The sequence below is a fragment of the Enterococcus sp. AZ167 genome, from assembly GCF_051714025.1.
GTDB classification, from domain to species: domain Bacteria; phylum Bacillota; class Bacilli; order Lactobacillales; family Enterococcaceae; genus Enterococcus_D; species Enterococcus_D casseliflavus.
Genome location: NZ_JBIORB010000003.1, coordinates 35,621 through 58,209, shown reverse-complemented (window position 1 = coordinate 58,209; position 22,589 = coordinate 35,621). Strand labels below are relative to the sequence as shown.

The following is a 22,589-nucleotide window of genomic DNA, read 5'->3' as shown; positions in this document are numbered from 1 at the left end:
ATTACTTTCCTCCTTTGGTTGTTCCGCGCCATTGATTCATGCCGCCACGAACGTTGACCACATCAAAACCTTTTTTACTTAGGATTTTGGCTGCTTGTTTGCTTCGCATCCCCGATTGGCAAATGACTGCCAGTTTCTTGTCGCCTTTTTGAGTAAATCCAGCAACCTTATTTAACGGTACATTTTTCGCATAGGCAATGTGCCCGTTGCGGTACTCCGCCGGTGTGCGTACATCCAGAACCGTCCATTCTTTGGCTCCTTCTTTTTGTAAATCTGCTGTTGACATACTTGGTATGCGCTTAAATAGTGAAAACATTTCTTGCTCCTTTCGTATACCCCTTGGGGTATATTAAACAAGATGTTTTGCGATTTGTCAACTAAGTGATTTTCTTTAAGAAAAGAAACTTGCTGTTGCGCTGCTCCCCGCTCGATACTCTCGACAGCTGTTAGACATCTACCAATCAAGTAGCGAAAGACCCGTATCACACATTTCCCTCCCCTCGATCACAATGCTATAATAAAAGAAAAGATACATTGTAAAAATAACAAGTATCAAATCGTTTACTTAGCAGCTGATCGCTTTGATTATTAAAGATGATTGGCTCCCGCCCTAACCAAGAGCGGACAAAAAAGCGACGCAAGCACCACTTTCCCTTGATTTATCAAGCAGCAAGCCCTGCTTTCTTGGAATCAACGTGCGTTTAAACTATGCTTAAGTCACATCAGCGAAAGGAAGAAAAGATGGAATTTGGCGAAAAAATCAAAGAAGTACGTACGAGAAATAACTTGACCCAAGAACAATTTGCCACTCAACTACACGTGACAAGACAAGCCGTTTCGAACTGGGAAAACAATCGTAATCTACCAGATTTAGAAATGCTGATTGCCATCGCCACGATTTTTGAACTCTCGCTTGATGAATTGATTTTAGGAGGAACTCAAGTGAACAAGATCACTGAAAAACTAATCAAAGACGGCAGCGAGACCCGACGCGCCAAACTCAATTTGATCACGACCTTGATCGGAACATTTTTACTACTATTCGGCTTTGCCTGCTTCTTCATCAAAGCAAGCGCCGTAGAATACATCGATCAATCCGGCATTTTACATGAAAATTTCTACCTGATTCCTGTAGGATTTTTGTTCCTATTGGCTAGTTTCGTAGTATTTGCAGGAACCGGGCTCAATTATTTTCGAGCTGTTAGGAGAAAATAAATAAGAAGACGGCATAAAGCGACCCTCGAAAAGCAGATCAAAATCTGACTTTGGCGGGTCGCTCCATTTAAATTGCCATGCTAAATTGTTTGATTCCAGTAAATACTGTACCGATACTTTATCTCCTTACAAAATCCCCTCTATTCTTCTTTCATTTCACAAATCAATCCCACTACTTATTCCTTAAAATGTTTAAACTATTCACGACCATTCGTCAAGCAATTATGCTTAAAATAGTATAAAAAACCAAACCAATCCTTTTTTTTGACACAAAAAATGTCAGATGATAGCCTTGAAATAGAAGGTTATCACTAACGATGACCTTCTTGCTTTTGGAATAAATAATAAAAAGGAGTGTATGAAATGAAACATCTAAAAGCGTTGGTTGTCAAAGCACTAATGATTTGGGCGATTTTGTGGATTGTGTTGTCAGGGATTTACGATGTCAGTTTTATGGACTCGACGACCGTCGGTGTGATCATTGTGGTGATGATCTATGTGCTAGGCGACTTGGTCATTTTGCGGAAGATCGGTAACATTGCGGCAACGATCGCAGATGCCGGCGCAGCAGCCCTTATCCTATGGCTATATCTGACTTATATGGACTATACAAATGATATTTGGATGCTAGTATTGATCCCAGCAGTATTGATCGGTGTGGCAGAATGGTTCTTCCACATCTGGTTGTTAAAAGCAGATATCGTGCCAGATGAACGAAAAATGAAATAATTTTGTTGATTGCTAGAATCGAACGCAGACTCTTGTTCTGTGTTCGATTTTTTTTGTTTACAAGATCGGCTATTGAAAAGCGACGCATCTTCTTGTTCCATATGCTTTCTATAATCACGGACGCTTGCCAAGATTTCTGGTTAGCTAAAGCAATCGCCAAATTTGAATAAATCCCATCTTTCCATTACTATAAACGAAATCCGATCGTTTTTTGCACGGTTATATTATCAAGGAGGTTTGTATGGCAATTCATGTGATGTGGTTTAGAAAGGATCTACGCTTAGAGGACAACACGGCACTGACTGAGGCGCTTGCGTCTCTTCAAGAAAACGACCATTTGTTGTGTGTATTTCATCTCAATGACAAGCAGTTTCTCCCCGAGGCGCCAAGTCATGATTACTTTTTTAGCGCAGTTGCTCACTTTATCGAGGCTGCCAAAAAGCAAAATCTGACGATCCACCTATTGACAGGGACTTTGACAGAAGCCTTTGATCAGTTGTTCGCTTGCTATCCAGAATGGAGCCAGCTTTACTTCAACTTTGATAACCGTGGATTTGGTCGTAAACGTGATCTCTACATAAAAGAATTGGTCGAGAAAAAAGGCATCACTGTCCATTCTTTTGAAGACCATCATCTGCATCAACCAACAGAAGTCACCAAAGAGGATGGGACGTACTACAAAAAATTTACCCCCTACTATAAGAAATGGATTCAATTGCCCAAACCGGTGTATCAAAAGCAGGCCCTCGATTTTGAAAAAGCCGTTCATTTTGATGATGCCCCTCACTTCAAAGCAGGGACAGCGCTGCTTGCTAAGCTGCTAGAAAATAGAAAGACCGATTTTTCAACGATCGTTGGGGAAGACTATGCGCATAAGCAATTGCAAGCATTTGTGCAAAAGCGTTTGGCCACCTATGAAAAAGACCGTGATATCCCTTCGATCAAAGGAACCAGCCGCCTGTCCCCTTTCTTGTCTTTTGGACAAATCTCCATTCGGAAGGTTTGGGCCGCTTGCCAAGGAATGCCATCAAGCACTGGCAAAGCGACCTTTTTAAAAGAACTGGCTTGGCGAGATTTTTATCATATGATCTACTTCAGCCATCCTGAACAAAAAAACTATGAACTCATTGAGAAATATCGAAACATGGATTGGCGAAAGGATGAAGAGGTGCTAACCAAATGGCAAGCAGGGCAAACCGGCTATCCGATCATTGATGCCGCGATGCGGCAGCTGAATCAGACCGGTTGGATGCATAACCGTCTACGGATGATCGTCGCTTCCTTTCTAACCAAAGATTTACTGATCGATTGGCGGCAAGGAGAAGCCTATTTTGCTCGACAATTGATCGACTACGACGCTGCCAGCAATATCGGCGGCTGGCAGTGGGCAGCTTCGACTGGCACCGATGCGGTTCCTTACTTTCGAATTTTCAACCCCATTACACAAGGGAAAAAATTCGACAAGGATGGGACGTTTATCAAACAATTTGTCCCCGAACTCGCCCAGTTGCCGCTAAAATTCATCCATGAACCTTACTTGATGACTGACGAAGAACAAGCCGACCTAAAGGTAGTTTTAGGCACCGACTATCCGTTGCCTATAGTCGACCACAACGAAGCCAGAAAAAGAGCCCTCGATTTGTATAGTAAAATCGAACCATAAAAAGCTGCCATGGACTGCTCACAAGCATTTTCGGTAGAAAAAACCAGCAAAGACGGTCTCTTACGGAGCGCCTTTGCTGGTTTTTTATGAAACTGGTGCGCCCTCTTTCGCCTTTCTATAGTGAAAAAACAAACGGCACGTCTCATCAAGCTGTCTGCTGCTGGGCATACATAAAAGAAGCATTTTCCATGCTGTGTTTTTTAATTAAGATCTTGTCGTCTACTTCCCCTCTTATTTCTAGTCGCTCTAAGCACCAATCCCCTGAGGATTTATAGATCGAACTCTTTACTAGCGGCGTTCCCTGCTTTTTCACGACTGGATAGCAACGTTTCTCCTTGCAAAACTGTTCGTCTGATGAAAGGTCATCTATAGAACCATTCTGTTATAATAGCTCCATATTTGAGGATAAGGATGGTTTATATGAAAAAAATAATCGGATTCATCTTAGTCGTACTTTTAGGATTCGTTGGGTACAAAGGATATGAATATTATCAATCCACCTACTCAGGACAAACAGCTTACGCGTATGTCCCCTCTGAGATTCCGCCTAAAGTCCAACACGAAAGTAAGAGCGGCATCGGTGACCAGTCTCCTTGGTATTCTTACGATTACACATTAAACTTTGTAAAAGAAGATGGCAGCACCCAAACCCTTGAGGTTTCACTATCAGAAGATAACGCAAAACCCTTAACACCAAATTCTTATGTAAAAGCGGTGATCAGTGAAAAGCGTACAATAAAAGGCCCGAATGGCGTTGAAAAAGACGCAATTCCCAAAAAGGTTCTAGAGAAATTAGAAAATCAAAACTAATGAAATCTTTGTTAATAAGGACTAATGAGTTTTACAATATCAAATCTGGGTCAGAATAAACCACATTCTGGCTCAGATTTTTTGTTAGTGATTTTCATCTTTTTTGAGTCTACTGGACATGGATGGCACTTCTCTAGCTGGTGCAAATCCACTCGCAGATAGTTACTGGCAAGTGCAGCGAACCACAAGCCGAATATAGTAAGGAGAAGGAACAGGAAGTGGTGCCGCACAACTTTGAGTCTACGATCAGAAACTCAATCAAACGAAATAGCGGATAAGGTTGCTGAACCAACCAAAGTCCCAAAGGGAAACGTAAAACAAAAATAGCAAATCTTTTGAGAACCGCTATTGATCGAATGCATTTTCTATCTCTTTGTACAATTTTTCAACATTAAGCATCCCGTAATCTTTTTTTGAAATAGCTATGACTGGTGTTGTAGGAAAATTCTGTTCAATTTCGTTTTTCGCATATCCGAAAGTTGGAGTCAGCAAAATAAGATCGGCTTCACCGCCATATTGATTTACCTGATTCGAATTATAAATCTCAATGAGAACTTTCTGTCCTCTTTTCTGCATAAGCATCTCCAGTTTCCTACTTAAAGCTTGCGTTTGTAAAAGTCCTTGGTCTGCAATGAAGCTAAAAACGATATCAAAAATGATAACTTTTTTCAACTTCATTTCTTCTACTGAATCTTTTGGTTTAATTAAATCTCCTGTTTTTTCCATTTGCTGATATCCTTTCTTTTTAGAAAAAAGAGTCTCAAAAAAAGTAGGTCTTTTCCTTCCTAAAATCTCGTCAACAGAAACATTGAAGTAGTTACTCAAAGATATAAGCGTCTGAATGTCTGGATTACTCTCGTTTCTTTCCCACTTAGATACAGCTTGTGGCGTAACGTTCAACATTTTTGCTAGGCTTTTTTGGGTCATCTTTTTAGATTGTCTTAATTCTTTGATATTTTTTCCTAAATCTAACATTAATATAACTCCCTTCAGATTAATTTTTCAATGAACGGATCGTTGAATAGAGGGAATGGGGACTAAACTATTGGTTGAGTTCTATCTCAGGGCTTGTTTAAACGCTTTCATTAGTTACTAAAAAAATTATCGTTCAGAATTTCTGTTAAGCTTTTTTGAGTCATCTTTTTAGATTGCCTTAATTCTTTGACTTTTTCTTCTCTCTACCATTAAGACAACTTCCTTGAGATTAACTTTTCAATGAACGGAGTGCGGAATAGAGGAAATCAGAACTAAACTATTAGTTGAATTCTATTTTATCATACTTCTGTTTTTGGAAAAATATAGCTAGTCGGTTTGTCGATATTGATAGAGCTAATTAACGATGCCAGACCCACATCTCTATGGGGATCTTTTTTTACCTCCTTCCAAAATCAGCATTTTGAATCCCTTCTATTATTTTCACGCTTGATGTCTTCTGCTCTGTTGCGATACGTTATACAAGGATACTGGGCACATTTATCTAGCAGAAAGCTGCTTGACTGATCCCTATTCTTATTTCGTCATCAATGATAAGAGCAATTCAAGCTCCTTTTCCTTCTCATCCTTTGCAGATAATTGAAAAAGCAGCGAATCACCTATCTGTTGACTCACTGCTTTTTAACTAACAAGTAATGGCTCACACCACAAAAGAATGGTACTTAGAGTAAGCAATTTGATCGACGATCGCAGAAACCTGATTGACATCTAAATCGGCACCGATGGCAGTCACTTGATAAAATTGACCATAATTGTTGCCAAGTTGAGGGACACGGGCGTTTGAAATCAGCAAATCGTATTCTTCCTCATTGTTATAAGGAGAAATAGTCACATTTTGTTTCCCTTTTAGTTCATTTTTCAACAAGTAAATGGAAGCATCTGCCAAAAGACTGGAGCCCATATTTAAGACCCCGATCCGTACTCGATATTCCTCTTTCGGTGATAACAGATAGATTAAAAAGACCAGACGTTTCTTGAGGTAGTTGAGTTTCGTGGGCGTAAACAAGTTAGTTGGTGCAATAATGTGTTGCAGGATGTCTGTAATCACTTGATCTCGCAAGGAATTGTGAAATAGCTTGTGGTAATAATTCAAGGTGACTCGGTCAATGGAGTAATTTACCCCATGAAAGTAATAGACTTGTGCGATCAAGGAGAAGACACTGGCTTTAATATCGATCGTCGTATGGGAGGCTTCAAGACAATAAATGGACTGGATCGCTGCCATGACTTCATCGGTGATCTCAAAGACAGGATTTTTATTGGTATACAACCCTAAGCGAAGCTCCTCGTAAGGAATTCCTCCTACCGTAACGAGAAAAAGACAGATAAAGAAGGGGACGATCTTGGCTTCGTCTACTGAACAGATGCTTTTTTTCGACACATAGGCCTGTCGAATAAAGCGACAAATCGGCATTTCTTGGCAGCGATTGATTTTGATTTGTTCCTCTGGACTTAAGCTTCCCACGGTTGTGTGAGGCGTGACTTTTTTCATGATCACAAATAGCCAGATCTTCAACTGCTTTTGTTGCGCAATCGAGAGGGTTATTTTTTTCGCTAGCTCCGCCACCAGCTCATCGATCAAAACAGAGTCGATCGCTGTTTCCCCCATTTTTAAAAAATTATAGTAAAAATAAATGCGTTGCGTCATCGTTCCCGCTAGCTTTTTGTTCTTTATCTTTAATTCAAAATGCTGCAGCAGCTGATTGCACTCTGCAATCACACGATTCAGTGTCCCCACGCTTATTTTTAATTCATCGGCTAATACGAAAGCATCATAGCCTGCATGTTGAAACAAATAATGGATGATTTGATATTTTACAGATTTTTTCAATAACGTGTCGGTCAAATCATCCAATGAGACGCTGTCGTTTACTTGCAGATCAAGGGTATAACGGTTGATTGCAAAAGAGACCTTCTCATTTTTTAGTTGTTGCTGAAGATTTTCTGATAGTTTCGTCAAGGTTGGCATCGTAATCTCTAATTCCCGACACGCATCACTTTTTTTGATATGACCCGTCGATAAATACAAGAATTTGAGCAAGATATACTCCAATTTCAAGTCTTTATCCAGTAAGTCTTCTTTATACATGACTGTTTTTCCTCCTGTGTAAATCCTTATTCTTTTCGAATAGTTACAACCAATTTACAGAAAAAGATAGCAGTACATTTCCTATGAAACAAACAAATGTAGTAAAAACAGGCCCTTTCTACACATACTTTTCCTTCACTTACTCCCCAAATAAACCAAAACGAACGAACAAAAATGCGCCTGCCAGACGAACTTTCCTCAGAGTTTCCTCGCGACAATGTTCTCGGATTTTCTTTTTGTTTATGTAAAACGTTCTTCTCTAAAAAAATATATTTAGACCATAATAATTAATACTATCACAAGCTAGAAATGTCAATAAATGAAATTATCAAGCGCCATTTTTTTACTTTCTCTTAAAAAATAATACTATCAAGTGCTTACCCGTTCTTATAAACAAAAAAATCAAAGGCAGTCGATGCAACCGCCTTTGATTTTTCTATAAACCATTGTTCATTCAGTCTTGCAAAAAACGTTTCATAAAGGGTCTTTTTATTCATTGAAAAAAGCAATGAACGGGTTTCTAACGATACCGTTTCTTAATGTGAAAAGCCATAGGTTTGGTCGGATGAAACATGACGGCTTGGTCGCTTGTTCAAGCGCTCGATTCCTTCTTTCATGTCTTGCACCAGATCCATTGCCATTTGCATACTTAAATCTGCTCGGCAGACAAAGCGTTGGATATTGATATGTGATAGATTATCAGGTAATGGATAGGTAGGGACTTGCCAGCCTTTCATGGCAAATTCATCCGTCAAATCATACAAATTCCAAGAAATGTCGGCATTTTCTTTTAATTTGTAGCAGACGATCGGCAACCGTGACCCATCATTATAAATATCGAAGTAGCCCATGTTTTCGATCTCTTTTGCTAAATATTGGGCAACATCACTGGTCTTTTTGTGGATCAAGCGGTAGCCTTCAAACCCATTGCGGATAAAGGTGTAATATTGTCCGATGATTTGGCTGGCACTTCTTGAAAAGTTGATGGCCATCGTTGGCATTTCACCGCCAAGATAACTTACTTTGAAGACCAATTCTTCTGGAAGGAAATCTTTTTCTTTCCAAAGCACCCAACCGATACCAGGATAGACTAACCCATATTTATGTCCAGACGTACTGATGGAACGAACATTTTTCAAACGGAAATCCCATTCAAGTTCTGGTTCCATAAATGGCGTGTACAATCCACCACTAGCCGCATCCACGTGGATGTAGACTTTGTAGTCGGTGTGTTTGTTGTATTCCTCTAATTTCTTGTCTAGTGCTTTGATGTCATCGTATCGTCCAGTGTAAGTGATCCCTAAGATACCGACGACCCCGATCGTATATTCATCTAAATAGTCTGTGACCTTTTCAACATTGATGCTGCCATGTTCTTCATCGATAGGGATCGTCCGCATTTCAATGTCCCAGTAAACACAGAATTTTTCCCAAACGACTTGATAGGCAGAAGAAATCACTAAGTTTGGTTTTTGTTTATTGATATCTAAGCCAAGTTTTTTTGCCCGATTGCGCCAAGCAAATTTTAAGGCCAATCCACCTAGCATACACGCTTCACTTGATCCTACCGTTGATGTACCGATAAAATCGGACGCTTCTGGTGCATGCCATAAATCAGCGATCATGTTGACACAGCGGTTTTCAATTTCTGCTGTCCGTGGGTACTCGGTTTTATCGATGGCGTTTTTATCAAGGGTTTCACTCATGATTTTGACTGCTTCTGGTTCCATGTAGGTTTGACAAAACGTCGCCAAATTTTGTCTTGAGACCCCTTCATCGATCAATTGATCTTTGACTAATTCATAGGCATCCCGCGGTACCAAGGACTCTTTTGGCAATTTGTACATAGGGATCGCCCGATCCATTGCCTCATTCCCATAGATAGGTTCCAAATATTGGGCTTCTTTTCGATTTTTTTTACTAAATAACATGCAGCTCTCCTCCTCATAGGTTGTGCTTTTTATTTTTTATCGCTTGCTTTTTCACCTACGTATTTATAGATGACAAACGGTATCACGACAATTATCAGCCAGCTGATGATCAAGATGGCTAAATAGGTTCCGCCTTTTCCCGATCCGATATCGCTCGGTGGAAAGAAGGAAATAAAGAAAGAAAAAATAGAAACAAGCAAACCAACCATCGCAACACCAATTTTCACATTTTTCCCCCCAGGAATATGATACGTTCTTGTTAAGTCGTCTTTTTCTTTGACTAACTTAATATACGAAAGAAACAAGAGGACATAAGCAACCAGATAGATGCAGACCGTCAAAGCCATCGCAACGAAGAAGGATAGATTGGCGCCCCCGCCGCCTAATGTCAAGACAACCGCCCAAATAGAAACAATGATGCCTTGCACCAAAACGATATTGATTGGAACATTGTGTTGATTGACTTTGGCCATTTGTTTTGGCAGCAAGCCATTTTCAGCTGCTTCAAGCATCGCCGTTGATGGGCCGACTACCCAAGCGGCAATTTCTGCAATGACACCTAAACAGATGACCACGGCAATCAAACGAACCAGCCATTCCCCGCCGCCAAAATGATGGATCAAATAAGAATAAGCTTGGATCACACCAGTATCAAGAGACAATTGATTTTGGGGAATCGTGGCAGCCACCGTTGCCCCACCTAACGTATCCAAAAGAATAGTCGCTACGACTAAAATCAAAATGGCTTTCGGGTAATTCTTTCCAGGATTGTCCATGTCTTTTACGTGACTGGCAGAAGATTCAACCCCTGCATAGGCCAAAATAAAGGAAACAAAAACGACCAGCGTATTGATTTTTGTAAAATCAGGAATCCATGCGCCTGAGCCAAAGGAAACTTTGATGGGATTTCCTTGAGCAATGTAGACAATTCCTAGGATAAAAAGTATGATCCCAGTTGCGACGATCCCCACAAAGAACCCTACTTTGGCAATCTTCGCGGTATTTTTTGTTCCGCCAAATTGCGAGATCGTAATCAACCAAAAGATCACTAAAGTGGCAATCAGCTTCAGCCAAACATTGGTATTAAGAGCCGGCCAATTTAGGGCATAGGAAAGCGCCCCGACAATAAAGTAAATCATCGTAATAAAGCCTACCGTGATTTGGAACCATTGGAAGAAAATGGCAGCAAAGCCCCATTTTCTCCCTAATGTTTTTGAGACCCAGGTATAGAGTCCCCCTTTTTCCCATCCTTTTACAGTAGCCATCTCCGCAGAGCAAAGGGCTACAGGGATAAACCAGAGGAAACCGCCGACGAGTAAATAAAAAACTAGATTCATCTTCGATGTCGCAAAGGTTGGATACTCATATACCGTCATCACCATTGAAGCAGTTATCGCAAAAAAACTCAACAATGATAGTTTTTTCTTGCTAGTATCCATTTTTTTCAACCTCCTATCGTTAGATACTATTTTTCAGCAGCGGAAGAAAGATCAATATGGTACGTATGTGTCAGATCGCCATCTGCTTTAAATTCGATTTCGATTGCTTTGATCGCTGGCAAACTTTGTTCTTGTGCTACTTTAAAGTGAATAAAGCCATCTTTGTGTTTGTCATGGGTCAAAATTTCATCATCTAAATAGTCCACAAATACTTCCGCTTCAATTTTCTTGCCATCATTCAACACCAAATAGGCTTTGTCAGGTTTGATTTTTTTGTCTTTCGAATCTTCATTAAACAATTGATATTTCAGTGAAAGCAATGTTTTGTATTCTTTGTCTTTGTGTTTGAACGCTTCTACATTCACAATTTTTACATGGTTCACTAAAAAGCGAATGTGATCCCAACCAGCATTTTCATAATTCGTTTCATACCAAACAACATCTTTGACTTTCGGATCGATTCCCTTGGTTACGATTTCTTCAAAATACCCGTCATCACTCAATTTTTCACTTCCCACGATCACCTCATCTGAAGAATCACTGATCAACGTTTCGGTTCCTGACCCAGAGACCACTTCCCCTGACTCTTCCACTGTTGAGCACGCACCTAGAGTGAACAAAACGCCTACACCTAAAACGAAACCTGCAACTAATGATGTTTTTTTCATTGTAAATCCTGTCCTTTCTTTTATTATTTTTATTCCATCTCAGGTATACCATTTATCTAAAAAAAGCGAATATCTAATTTTTTATTTTAAAAACAAAAAAACGCGAAAAATACTTCGCGTTTCGGTGCTATCATGAAGTGCAGATAAGAACAATGACCATTGAAAAGAAAGGACTGAGTTTTTTGAGAGCGCTTGTGGTCGTCATAACCGCCTTTTTGTTGGGTATCTGCCCACTTTCAGCTGCCTTTTTTCTGGAAAGTACGGACGGACATACTTCTAGCGCAACGATTTCTGGGATAAAAGTTGCCAAAAATGAGTGGTTTCCTTCTGGGTCACCAAGGTTTGTTGGAACGCTGATGCTTCCTGATGCAAAAGACAACGTGCTGACAGCTGACGGGCATTTTCTGAGAAAGCCTTCCAAGCTTGCGACGAATAGGCGAGGAGCAATAGCAGCTTGTAGGGTTCAAAAAACACCAAAAACCGCACGGGGCAGCCAACTTACTCAGCGTTGCAGCTCTTCAGCCCTTACGACTTTGCGGTTAGAAAAAGCGTGTCAGGCACGGGCAATCAACCGTCCTTAGTTCTCATCCGAGTATCTGGTGTCGTACACGACGCCTTCATCCACAGGGTTTTCGCAGTGATGGCACATAGGTAAGTCAAAAACAAATGATCCTCAAACGTTTATCCTCAAGTGTATCCTAGACAAATCTACTTCCCCATCCTGAACACAAAAAATAGCCACTACCTACTTTCCACTTACTTGTGCCATCCTCTGCTTGATAAAACGATCAACATTTTTTGATTAAAAACAAAAAATTGCCTATTCTGTTTTGATCATTTTTTAGTGATCGATCATTGCTTAGCAAGCTAAGCCCCCCAAATCCCAAGCAACCCCCGAAACTATTTTTCGGGGGTTGCTTGGGGTGAGCTTTTTATTCAAATTGGAAAGTTTTTTGGAGGCATTGCAAATGAAGCTGACTTGATTAAGTAGCAGCCTTTCACATTGCCAGCGTAATCTAAATGATGACGACCTATAAAATGATGAATGATAGACAGTCGTATATAACGACTGCTGAAAATAAAAAGCTTGTGACACTTATCTTGTTTCTAAAATCGTCTTCAATCAACCTAATTTTAGAGCTTCTAGGCATACAGCCAAGCAATCCTCAAAAATAAAGAATGAAAAAAACAGCTACTTTTTATCAACTTTCTTCATATAAAGAATTGGATAAAGGTTTCCTTGTTCGTCCAACTCGCTTCTTTTGTATACCTCAAATCCCATATGTTCATAAAATCCTTTCGCTAGAGGATTCTGTTCATTTACTCCCAGTTCATTTACAGCATAGTTTTCCATCCCATATGCCAAGAGTTTCTTTCCTAGGCCCTTGCCTCTTTGTTCATTTGCTATAAACAGCATTTCAAGATTTCGATCCGAGATCCCCATGAAGCCAGCTGGCTCTCCTTGCTCACTTTCTACGACAATCAAATGTGGCACATGATGCAATCCCTCTGGAATGTATTGCTTAATGGCTTGGATTTCGGCCTCTGACAAAAAGGTGTGCGTCGCCTTAACAGAACTCTCCCAAACTTCAATTAATTGTTGCTCTAACTTTTGATTCATATTATTTACTTCTTTTATATTCATGGATAGTCACACTCTCATCAGCTTTTTTTCGTTTTTCATAACAAGAACCGATTGTTTCCTTAATCCAAGTTAAGAATTTTCATCATCATCATAACATGAGATGGATTTATTTAAAATCTATAGAAAAAAATGCCTCTCTCATATAGATAACGAAACAATAATTTCTAAGAGAGTATGACTTGCTTTGAAAAACACTAAGAAAGGAGCTTTCAATACTGATGATTTCTCAAATTGGATAGGCTACAATTAACTAGACAGAAAAATTAAGGTGTGTAGACTAGAAGAAAACATACCAGGAGGAATTTTTATGTCTAAGAGAACACGAAGAACTTTTTCACAAGAATTCAAGCAACAAATCGTCAATCTTTACTTAGCTGGAAAGCCACGTGTAGAAATCATTCGAGAATATGAACTAACGGCTTCAGCATTTGACAAATGGGTAAAGCAATCTAAAATGAGTGGTTCATTCAAAGAAAAAGATAATCTTACGCCTGAACAAAAAGAATTGTTAGAACTACGTAAAAGAAACCAGCAATTAGAAATGGAAAATGATATTTTAAAGCAAGCAGCGCTGATATTCGGACGAAGAGACAAGTAATCGATGCGAATAAGCATCTTTACCCTATATCAGCGATGTGCAGAATATTAGGTCTATCACGTCAGTCCTATTATTATCAATCAAAATCAAAGAAAGACGAATCAGAACTTGAAGAAGTAGTCGCTGAAGAATTTATCCGCAGCCGAAAGGCCTACGGCTCAAGAAAAATAAAAAAAGCCTTATCAAAACGAGGCATTCGGATCAGCCGACGAAAAATTAGTAGAATCATGAAAAATAGAGGATTAAAATCGAGCTATACTGTTGCTTATTTTAAAGTACATCATTCTACTTGCAATGAAGCCAAAACGACAAACGTATTGAATCGTAAATTCTTAAGAGACAACCCATTAGAAGCGATCGTAACAGATTTGACTTATGTACGAGTCGGGAAAAAATGGAATTATGTCTGTTTCATTTTGGATCTGTTCAATCGAGAAATTCTCGGCTATTCTTGTGGAGAACATAAAGATGCCGTTCTAGTAAAAAAAGCATTTAGCCGTATCAAACAACCTCTGACAGAGGTTGAGATTTTTCATACTGATCGTGGAAAAGAGTTTGATAACCAAGCTATTGATGAATTATTAACAACTTTTGACATCAATCGATCATTGAGTCATAAAGGCTGTCCTTTTGATAATGCCGTAGCTGAATCAACTTATAAGTCGTTGAAAGTAGAATTTGTCTATCAATACACATTTGAAACCTTACAACAATTGGATTTGGAGTTATTTGACTATGTCAATTGGTGGAACCACCTTCGGTTGCACGGTACACTTGGCTACGAGACACCGGTTGGTTACCGTAACCAGAGATTGGCGCAGCGAATCCATGATAATGAGCTCGGATGTGCTAACGCTAGCGAGGCAGTCTAACTTTAACTGTTAGCTCCTGCCGAAGATCGTCACATCCGAGGAGGCTCATTGTCAAGGACAATCGGAATAGCATACGGAAAGAAGTTCTGCACCTTATAAAATTTGTCAAAAAAACTGTTGCCATTCCAAATCATTCTGTTGAAATAAAAGTGTTGGAAGCTTTTTCTTCCTATATAGTCGTCCTGACGAACAAAATATATTCTTTTAAATAAATAATTTTAAACCACTTGCCCTAGAGTCCACTTTAGGGTTTATGATTACTTATAGAAAAAGATAAGGAGAACCAACGATGAATATAAAAAAAGCAGCGGAAATGTTTGATTTGAGCGTAGACACATTGCGCTATTATGAACGAGTCGGTGTGATTCCACCTGTTCAACGCAATGAGAGTGGCTATCGGGTGTACACAACGAATGATCTAAACTGGATCTATTTAGCAAAACATTTACGAAATGCAGGATTGTCCATCGAATCACTAATTGAATTTGCCCAATTGGCACAAGTACGTGAAAGTCAAAATGTCGAAAAAGCTCAAAAACAGATTTTATCCGATCAACTCGAAGAATTAGAGAAAAAGTTAGCAGAAATGCAGGAAGTACGAGACCTGCTTATTTATAAGATAGAAACGTATGATGAGCATATCGCAAAATTCAAAGCAGGAAATATGACCCCTGATAAAGTGGAAAAATTATGGGAACGAAAAAAGTAACATCTTTTACTTGCTATAGACCTAACTCCAAGGTTTAGGATAGAACATGTAATGTAAATTAGAGGAGGAAACACTATGCAAACAATCACACTCAATAATGGTGTCACCATGCCGCAACTAGGATTTGGCGTTTATCAAATTCCTTTGGAAGAAACAGCCGAAGCTGTTTACCAAGCAATCAAAGCTGGGTATCGCTTGATCGACACTGCTTCTATTTATGGAAATGAAAAAGAAACCGGCGAGGGAATCAAGCGTGCCATCAGTGATGGTCTAGTCACTCGAGAAGAACTTTTTGTTACCTCTAAATTATTTATTCTACAAGCTTCCGAAGATAAAGCTAAGGAAACGATTGAACATTCGCTTGAAACAATGGGATTAACTTACCTTGATCTCTACCTTATTCACCAACCATATGGAGATGTTTATGGTGCTTGGCGCTCAATGGTTGCTGCTCAAAAAACAGGGAAATTACGTGCAATTGGCGTTTCAAATTTCAAATCAGCTAAGATGATCGAGTTTGTCGGCTTGAATGAGGTGAAACCTCAAATCAATCAAATCGAAGTGAACCCTTGGAATCAACGAGTGGAAGATCAGGAATGGCATGAAAAATATGACGTCCAAGTTGAAGCTTGGGCACCTTTTGCAGAAGGACGTCATGACCTATTTACCAATCCAACATTAGCAGAAATTGGCAAGCAATATGGCAAAACGGTTGGCCAAGTTGTGCTTCGCTGGTTGATGCAAAGAGGGATCGTCGCTTTAGCAAAAACAGTTCGTCCAGAACGGATGGCTGAAAACATTGCTATTTTTGACTTTGAGCTTTCCCAGGAAGACATTGAAAAAATAGCCGCTTTAGATAAAAAAGAGTCCGCATTCTTTGACCACGATGCACCGCAACAAGTGGAATGGTTTATGAACCGGATGTTAGATACTGAAAACTAATAGGTTTTTTATTGAAGGAAACCAATACAAGTCCGCTTCCGTTTCGAAAGGAAGCGGACTTGTATTGGTTCTAACTGAGTTGTATCTTGTCTCTTTTCATGGTAATTCTTACAAATTTTTTGGAAATTCTGCCTTGATCAAGTAACTGAAGAATCCATCGATTAAACTCATTTCTCTGGAGCACTGTGCTTGTAGCTAAACAACGGATAGCGTTCTGTTACGCTCGCTCTTAAAATCTCTATTGTACGATTTCTATTTACTACTCCCTATTTATCAAAGACAATGATCTTTTTGCCAGTATTTCCGCCTGCTTGGAAATCAAGGTGAGCTTGCTTGATTGCTTCTAATTCAAAGGGATATGTCTTGTCTACAAGGACATCAAGTTTTCCTTGCGCATAAAGATCAATGACTTTTTTCAGCTCTTCAACAGTCATGAATCCCATAGAATACATACCAGTAATTCCTCTACGCTCCGTTTCAACAGGATCGATTGGCGCATTAACAGAAGTGACGCGTCCACCTTTTTTGATTACTTGATAACTGTTCTCCAATATTTTAGGACCAGTTAAATTAACCACTAAATCGGCATTAGAAACCAATTTTGTGAAATCTTCTGTTTGATAATCGATCGTTTCATCTGCCCCTAACTCCTTCATATAGTCAGCTTGTTCAGCGCTGCCTGTTGCTATGACATACGCTCCGGCATGTTTTGCCAGCTGAACAGCTTTAGACCCGACACCGCCAGCACCGCCATGAATCAGTACTTTTTGTCCATCTTTTGCTTGACCATCACGAATGGTTGCACCGTAGGCTGTGGCCACACCAAGGAAAAATCCACCTAACGGCACCAAGTCCAGCTCCTTCGGTACAGCAGCAACAACTGCTGACTCGTCTAACAAAATGTATTCAGAATATGTACTCATAAACGCCATCCCAACCACATGATCACCTACTGAAAAGCGGGTCACATCATCTCCGACAGCTGTTACGATACCAGAAAAGTCTTGTCCCAAAGAGTGTGGAAGCACAGGTTTCAATTCTTTTGGCATCGTTGGAAATGGTCCATTCGCACGAATAACAATATCAGGATCATTCACGCCGATCGCTGCGGTTTTGATCACAATTTGTTTAGCAGCTGGCTCAGGGATAGCAGTTTCAACCATTTGCATAACATCTACAGAGCCATATTGATTCAGTATCATTTTTTTTCATAAAAAAACCTTCTTTCTTAAGATGATTTCATTATGACCTGTTACCTCAATAATAAAAAGTACCATATTTTTTGATAGGAACTATCGTTTTCAATAGATTTGTGTAATCATACGGATTTCAGGTACAAAAAAAATCCTTGAACGCTTCAAGGATTGACTACTTTTTCGTTTTCTGACTCATAGGTAGAAGCAAATGTTTCTAAGGCATCCAAAACTGGCATGAATTTATGCCCCATTTCGGTCAGTGAGTATTCAACTTTTGGCGGCACTTGCGGATAGACTTCACGATGAATGAGGCCATAGCTTTCAAGCATGCGCAATTCCTTTGTCAAATTTGCTTGGGTCACCATGGGCATTTTACGACTAAGCGCACCGAAACGAAGCGTTTTGTGCCGTAAAAAGGACAAGATGACCATGGACCACTTGCCGCGTACGACCTTCTGGACGCTAGCCACTGGGCATTCTACAAATAATTCAGTTTCTTCTGTTTGCTGCATCACTACTTCCTCCTATTCGCTCACTTTTGCTGCGGTCTTTCATATCAGCAATACTACCGAAATGATGACGACATACGAAACCATGAAGTATAGACATCAGTATATAACGACTGCAAAAAATAGCAAGCCCGTAACGCTTATCTGAACTCTCAAATCGGCTTCAATCAACCTAATTTTAGAGCTTCTAAGCGTACAGCCAAGCTATCCTCAATTCCTTTACGCTTATAAACAGCCACTGCACAGTAATTTTTAGATCAAGATGGCTGCTGCCATCACAACGAAAGAAGAGACGACATGCGCAATAATCGGTTCTCCACTATTATCTCTGCATCAAAGGCTACCCCTTTATTTCAATTAAATGATAGAAAGAGTGATCAAGGCAATCCCAAAAGTGATGCCATCTAGAACAAACCATTCTTTTTTACCTTGAGACGCCTTGGTAGCAATCAAACAACTTACTCCATAAAGAATCAATAGAATTCCTATGTTTATGGGAAAAGTTAACCAAGCTGTCAGGGCATTAACAAATAAGAGAAGCATCAATGGTAAAATATAAAATAATGCATACCACTTTTTTAAATAGTGCGGCAGCTTCTGGTAATTTGAATACATCTATTTATCCTCACAATTCATTTCATATTGGTCATTTATTTCTGTTATGAGCAGTAAGTACTTTCGTTATAAAATGAGACAAAACAAAGCTTAGGATGATAATCCCAAAAGTAATAGCAAAAGATAAAATCGTATTCTCCAGTAAATTAGCAAATAAGGGCAGCTTAATATACAAATAACATCCAATTGCCGCAATAATACTACCTGCTAAATAGAAACAAAGCAGTTCAGCGACTGTTTTTGAAGAATGAACGTTTCGATCAACTGATGAAAAGTCGCCATTTTGAAAAGGTATTGGTGATCCAGTTTGTGAAGGATCAGATTTTGTATTCATTACGTTAAAGGAATTACTAGATAGATTGCTAATTGAATGTTGTTTTCGATTCTTTTCGTGATTGTTCATAGCTATTCAGACCTGCTTCCTTAAAAAAATTCATTATTTTCAATTCCTTCAAAATAATCTCAATACCATGATTTCATGCATTGTGCTATTGCATCTATTCAAAAAACTCTATATTTTCAAAACCAAGTCGAATCAACAGCACGTTGTAGGGTCATCGGTCCATGTTTTGCTTCATATATAAAATCTTTTGACTGTAATCCAGTACGCTCCTTAAAAATTTTCTCAAACATAGAAGAATCGTTAATGGGATCGTCATTGTGTGTCAAAGTCAATATATAATGTTTCTCTTTTGGATTACTCCAGACCCCCATATTACTTAAAGAAGCTAAATCAAGCAGTGGAGTATTAGAAGATAAATTAATCGTATACTGGCGTCTATGCAAAACATCATTTATTTTCATAAAGCACTTCCTTAATTAGTTAGTATTTCCTCAAACATTACAGATCCAAACAAACAATAGTTACCTTTTCATTTAAATACAAACGTACATCATATTATATTGCGTTCCTCTTAAGCATTTTTTCAAGATAAGCTTCAGTTCTTCCTATCTCTAAAATAACAAAAAACCAAATAACCACTCGAGCATACTAACAAAGGAAGCCCGACATAGAGCATACCAGTTCCTAATGGATAATTAATAGCAAGATCAAGTTGGATATTCTTAAGTTCTTCTTTGCTGATTGTGTCAAAATCTTGAATAGGGATCAAAATCGTCTGTAAAAAAAGGCCAACGATCGTCATAAAAAGGCTGATCCCAAAACAGCCAATTGCAAATTTTTTCATAAGAGTCCTCTTTTTAGCATACATTTTCTTACTGTATGTTCTTATTATATATGCCGACCATTAAAAAAAGAACCTTAAATTATTTTTTAACATTAATTTTACAACAATAAAAAGAAAATGAATCAATCGGTCAACAAAAAATTGACAAGACTCAATTAGTACTATGTAGTTCTATTATGGCAAATTATAAACGTTCAAATAAAAACAAAGTGATCGAAACAGCCGCTGAACAGCGCTTCTTTTCAGAGAACGATCAACTGATTCTTTTACAACCACCTATTCACAAAACCGATTCGGTCCCTGCAACATGGCTCAGTAAATTAGCTTTAAGACATGCATCTGAACGACAATTACTCGCCTATTTCACAAAAAAAACTGCTGATAGACGAAGCAGCCTCTTCTAGTGAATATTTAAAAAGAGTGAAGAAGAGTGTTCGTTCTTCACGGATAGTCAACACAACACTTCAACTAAATCGGTTGTTAAAAGAAATGACCCTTCAATTCCGATCATATGGGGAACTGAGGATAAAAGCTATTTACCGCCAAGAGAAACGACTAAAATAGTCGATCTGCCATTGGGTCATCATTTTCCAATCAGCCACCCACAGGAAACCGCTGATGTGCTGGTAGAGTTGATGGAATGGCAACAGTTTTTTTGACAAATTTTATAAGGTGCAGAACTTCCTTCCGTATGCTATTCCGATTGTCCTTGACAATGAGCCTCCTCGGATGTGACGATCTTCGGCAGGAGCTAACAGTTAAAGTTAGACTGCCTCGCTAGCGTTAGCACATCCGAGCTCATTATCAAGGATTCGCTGCGCCAATCTCTGGTTACGGTAACCAACCGGTGTCTCGTAGCCAAGTGTACCGTGCAACCGAAGGTGGTTCCACCAATTGACATAGTCAAATAACTCCAAATCCAATTGTTGTAAGGTTTCAAATGTGTATTGATAGACAAATTCTACTTTCAACGACTTATAAGTTGATTCAGCTACGGCATTATCAAAAGGACAGCCTTTATGACTCAATGATCGATTGATGTCAAAAGTTGTTAATAATTCATCAATAGCTTGGTTATCAAACTCTTTTCCACGATCAGTATGAAAAATCTCAACCTCTGTCAGAGGTTGTTTGATACGGCTAAATGCTTTTTTTACTAGAACGGCATCTTTATGTTCTCCACAAGAATAGCCGAGAATTTCTCGATTGAACAGATCCAAAATGAAACAGATATAATTCCATTTTTTCCCGACTCGTACATAAGTCAAGTCTGTTACGATCGCTTCTAATGGGTTGTCTCTTAAGAATTTACGATTCAATACGTTTGTCGTTTTGGCTTCATTGCAAGTAGAATGATGTACTTTAAAATAAGCAACAGTATAGCTCGATTTTAATCCTCTATTTTTCATGATTCTACTAATTTATCGTCGGCTGATCCGAATGCCTCGTTTTGATAAGGCTTTTTTTATTTTTCTTGAGCCGTAGGCCTTTCGGCTGCGGATAAATTCTTCAGCGACTACTTCTTCAAGTTCTGATTCGTCTTTCTTTGGTTTTGATTGATAATAATAGGACTGACGTGATAGACCTAATATTCTGCACATCGCTGATATAGGGTAAAGATGCTTATTCGCATCGATTACTTGTCTCTTCGTCCGAATATCAGCGCTGCTTGCTTTAAAATACCATTTTCCATTTCTAATTGCTGGTTTCTTTTACGTAGTTCTAACAATTCTTTTTGTTCAGGCGTAAGATTATCTTTTCCTTTGAATGAACCACTCGTTTTAGATTGCTTTACCCATTTGTCAAATGCTGAAGCCGTTAGTTCATATTCTCGAATGATTTCTACACGTGGCTTTCCAGCTAAGTAAAGATTGACGATTTGTTGCTTGAATTCTTGTGAAAAAGTTCTTCGTGTTCTCTTAGACATAAAAATTCCTCCTGGTATGTTTTCTTCTAGTCTACACACCTTAATTTTTCTGTCTAGTTAATTGTAGCCTATCCAAAACAAACTTCGGGTTTACAATACACTCTATTAAATAAGGGGAAGATTTTCTTAGGTTGACATTACCTGGATACTCTCACGTGCACTATATGTTCGTTAAGTAATACTCAACGAGAGAATTAGTTAGTTACAGTTCCTGTTTCTAAATCGATGATATAATTCGTGTTTTTAATTTTGATGGTTTGCTTATCAGATAGAAAATCATTAGGAATTTCTAAATTCACTCTCTTCTTTGGATTAAAAATAGCTTGTAGCTGAATCCTTTTCGAAACTTCAATAATCCCCTTTCCATCCTCTAGATCCGGATAATATTCCCAGACTTCAGGTTGTTCAAATACATTGAGACTCAATTGAACCTCAACATTTGTGTGATCCTTTGATTTAGTAACAGTAACAGAATCTACATCGCCGTTACCAATATCCATTGAGGGAGAAAAATAGTTTAATACAAATATAGAAATTAATACGATTAAACAAAGTGTCGCTATTTTCCATCCTTTGTATTTTTTTGACATATTAACCTTTTGTGCAAAATCCTTTACCATTACTGAATCACCTCGTAAAATTTCATCTAAGGAAAATTCAAAAAAAATGCTAAGTTCTACAAGAGTATCTATATTGGGATAAGATAATTCATTTTCCCAACGAGAAACAGTTTGACGTGTAACATTAAACTGCTTCGCAATGTCTTCTTGTGTTAAATTTAAATCAGTTCTCTTTTGGCGTAACATTTTTCCGATTTCCATAAATAAAGTTTATCCTCCAAGGGTTCATTTG

The 22,589-nt window shown here is 38.8% G+C and carries 22 protein-coding genes and 1 pseudogene; 9 read left to right on the top strand and 14 right to left on the bottom strand.

The genetic code is table 11. The features are described 5' to 3' along the window. Position 1 precedes the first annotated feature (1 nt). Positions 2 to 316: a rhodanese-like domain-containing protein gene (locus IGJ05_RS14380; protein WP_081117136.1), complete on the bottom strand. Its 315-nt coding sequence runs from the start codon at positions 314 to 316 to the stop codon at positions 2 to 4. A 425-nt stretch (positions 317 to 741) separates the two neighbouring features. Here IGJ05_RS14380 and IGJ05_RS14375 point away from each other — a divergent pair, with 425 nt between their 5' ends. The 4 genes from IGJ05_RS14375 to IGJ05_RS14360 all read left to right on the top strand — a co-directional run bounded on the left by IGJ05_RS14375 (position 742) and on the right by IGJ05_RS14360 (position 4,417). After that, the gene (locus tag IGJ05_RS14375; RefSeq protein ID WP_081117137.1) at positions 742 to 1,215 is read left to right on the top strand and encodes a DUF3955 domain-containing protein; all 474 of its coding nucleotides are present in this window, start codon (positions 742 to 744) and stop codon (positions 1,213 to 1,215) included. 363 nt (positions 1,216 to 1,578) lie between these two features. Continuing rightward, positions 1,579 to 1,944 (top strand): DUF2512 family protein, encoded by a 366-nt coding sequence (locus IGJ05_RS14370; protein ID WP_081117138.1) that lies wholly within the window; start codon positions 1,579 to 1,581, stop codon positions 1,942 to 1,944. A gap of 241 nt (positions 1,945 to 2,185) precedes the next feature. After that, positions 2,186 to 3,607 (top strand): cryptochrome/photolyase family protein, encoded by a 1,422-nt coding sequence (locus tag IGJ05_RS14365; protein ID WP_081117139.1) that lies wholly within the window; start codon positions 2,186 to 2,188, stop codon positions 3,605 to 3,607. Positions 3,608 to 4,018: 411 nt separating this feature from the next. After that, a complete protein-coding gene (locus tag IGJ05_RS14360) occupies positions 4,019 to 4,417 on the top strand; it encodes a YxeA family protein (RefSeq protein WP_010748936.1) in 399 nt (132 codons plus the stop codon). Positions 4,418 to 4,762: 345 nt separating this feature from the next. Here the strand turns inward: IGJ05_RS14360 and IGJ05_RS14355 are convergent, their stop codons facing one another. The 5 genes from IGJ05_RS14355 to IGJ05_RS14335 form a co-directional block, all read right to left on the bottom strand. After that, on the bottom strand, positions 4,763 to 5,392 hold the full coding sequence (locus IGJ05_RS14355) for a helix-turn-helix domain-containing protein (RefSeq protein WP_081117140.1): 630 nt from the start codon (positions 5,390 to 5,392) through the stop codon (positions 4,763 to 4,765). A gap of 658 nt (positions 5,393 to 6,050) precedes the next feature. Next, positions 6,051 to 7,499, bottom strand: a complete 1,449-nt coding sequence (locus tag IGJ05_RS14350; protein WP_081117141.1) for a helix-turn-helix domain-containing protein — start codon at positions 7,497 to 7,499, stop codon at positions 6,051 to 6,053. Positions 7,500 to 8,035: 536 nt separating this feature from the next. Further along, complete coding sequence (locus tag IGJ05_RS14345; RefSeq protein ID WP_208788302.1) at positions 8,036 to 9,430, bottom strand: glutamate decarboxylase; 1,395 nt, start codon at positions 9,428 to 9,430, stop codon at positions 8,036 to 8,038. A gap of 29 nt (positions 9,431 to 9,459) precedes the next feature. Beyond that, positions 9,460 to 10,869 (bottom strand): amino acid permease, encoded by a 1,410-nt coding sequence (locus tag IGJ05_RS14340; protein ID WP_010748933.1) that lies wholly within the window; start codon positions 10,867 to 10,869, stop codon positions 9,460 to 9,462. A 26-nt stretch (positions 10,870 to 10,895) separates the two neighbouring features. After that, positions 10,896 to 11,537: a hypothetical protein gene (locus IGJ05_RS14335; protein ID WP_015510550.1), complete on the bottom strand. Its 642-nt coding sequence runs from the start codon at positions 11,535 to 11,537 to the stop codon at positions 10,896 to 10,898. Positions 11,538 to 11,689: 152 nt separating this feature from the next. Here IGJ05_RS14335 and IGJ05_RS14330 point away from each other — a divergent pair, with 152 nt between their 5' ends. Beyond that, positions 11,690 to 12,118, top strand: a complete 429-nt coding sequence (locus tag IGJ05_RS14330; protein ID WP_179135480.1) for a hypothetical protein — start codon at positions 11,690 to 11,692, stop codon at positions 12,116 to 12,118. Between the two features lie 611 nt (positions 12,119 to 12,729). On the opposite strand, the gene IGJ05_RS14325 is transcribed toward IGJ05_RS14330, so the two are convergent. Continuing rightward, the gene (locus IGJ05_RS14325; protein ID WP_266166645.1) at positions 12,730 to 13,182 is read right to left on the bottom strand and encodes a GNAT family N-acetyltransferase; all 453 of its coding nucleotides are present in this window, start codon (positions 13,180 to 13,182) and stop codon (positions 12,730 to 12,732) included. A gap of 307 nt (positions 13,183 to 13,489) precedes the next feature. On the opposite strand from IGJ05_RS14325, the gene IGJ05_RS14320 reads away from it, so the two are divergent. The 3 genes from IGJ05_RS14320 (at position 13,490) to IGJ05_RS14310 (ending at position 16,303) form a co-directional block, all read left to right on the top strand. Then, positions 13,490 to 14,652 (top strand): IS3 family transposase gene (locus IGJ05_RS14320; protein WP_438725142.1). Its coding sequence is split into 2 segments (ribosomal slippage): positions 13,490 to 13,766 and positions 13,766 to 14,652, totalling 1,164 coding nucleotides; the frame shifts between segments, so codons are not numbered across the junction. Between the two features lie 289 nt (positions 14,653 to 14,941). Then, positions 14,942 to 15,361 carry a MerR family transcriptional regulator gene (locus tag IGJ05_RS14315; RefSeq protein WP_015510553.1) on the top strand — a complete coding sequence of 140 codons (420 nt, stop codon included), beginning with the start codon at positions 14,942 to 14,944 and terminating at the stop codon, positions 15,359 to 15,361. A 75-nt stretch (positions 15,362 to 15,436) separates the two neighbouring features. Next, positions 15,437 to 16,303 (top strand): aldo/keto reductase, encoded by an 867-nt coding sequence (locus tag IGJ05_RS14310; protein ID WP_208788301.1) that lies wholly within the window; start codon positions 15,437 to 15,439, stop codon positions 16,301 to 16,303. A gap of 266 nt (positions 16,304 to 16,569) precedes the next feature. Here the strand turns inward: IGJ05_RS14310 and IGJ05_RS14305 are convergent, their stop codons facing one another. The 5 genes from IGJ05_RS14305 to IGJ05_RS14285 form a co-directional block, all read right to left on the bottom strand. Beyond that, the gene (locus tag IGJ05_RS14305; protein WP_266166646.1) at positions 16,570 to 17,466 is read right to left on the bottom strand and encodes an NADP-dependent oxidoreductase; all 897 of its coding nucleotides are present in this window, start codon (positions 17,464 to 17,466) and stop codon (positions 16,570 to 16,572) included. A 194-nt stretch (positions 17,467 to 17,660) separates the two neighbouring features. Continuing rightward, positions 17,661 to 18,011, bottom strand: a complete 351-nt coding sequence (locus IGJ05_RS14300) for a winged helix-turn-helix transcriptional regulator (RefSeq protein ID WP_015510556.1) — start codon at positions 18,009 to 18,011, stop codon at positions 17,661 to 17,663. A gap of 354 nt (positions 18,012 to 18,365) precedes the next feature. Continuing rightward, complete coding sequence (locus IGJ05_RS14295) at positions 18,366 to 18,623, bottom strand: hypothetical protein (RefSeq protein WP_081117146.1); 258 nt, start codon at positions 18,621 to 18,623, stop codon at positions 18,366 to 18,368. 519 nt (positions 18,624 to 19,142) lie between these two features. Beyond that, positions 19,143 to 19,427, bottom strand: coding sequence for a hypothetical protein (locus IGJ05_RS14290; RefSeq protein ID WP_266166647.1), 285 nt, complete (start codon positions 19,425 to 19,427; stop codon positions 19,143 to 19,145). A gap of 134 nt (positions 19,428 to 19,561) precedes the next feature. Next, positions 19,562 to 19,810 carry a hypothetical protein gene (locus IGJ05_RS14285; protein ID WP_015510558.1) on the bottom strand — a complete coding sequence of 83 codons (249 nt, stop codon included), beginning with the start codon at positions 19,808 to 19,810 and terminating at the stop codon, positions 19,562 to 19,564. A 176-nt stretch (positions 19,811 to 19,986) separates the two neighbouring features. Here IGJ05_RS14285 and IGJ05_RS14280 point away from each other — a divergent pair, with 176 nt between their 5' ends. Beyond that, the gene (locus IGJ05_RS14280) at positions 19,987 to 20,214 is read left to right on the top strand and encodes a hypothetical protein (protein ID WP_266166648.1); all 228 of its coding nucleotides are present in this window, start codon (positions 19,987 to 19,989) and stop codon (positions 20,212 to 20,214) included. A gap of 360 nt (positions 20,215 to 20,574) precedes the next feature. Here the strand turns inward: IGJ05_RS14280 and IGJ05_RS14275 are convergent. Both IGJ05_RS14275 and IGJ05_RS14270 read right to left on the bottom strand, forming a co-directional pair. Then, positions 20,575 to 21,737 (bottom strand): annotated as a pseudogene (locus IGJ05_RS14275) (IS3 family transposase). A 194-nt stretch (positions 21,738 to 21,931) separates the two neighbouring features. Further along, the gene (locus tag IGJ05_RS14270) at positions 21,932 to 22,558 is read right to left on the bottom strand and encodes a helix-turn-helix domain-containing protein (RefSeq protein ID WP_081117093.1); all 627 of its coding nucleotides are present in this window, start codon (positions 22,556 to 22,558) and stop codon (positions 21,932 to 21,934) included. Positions 22,559 to 22,589 lie beyond the last annotated feature (31 nt).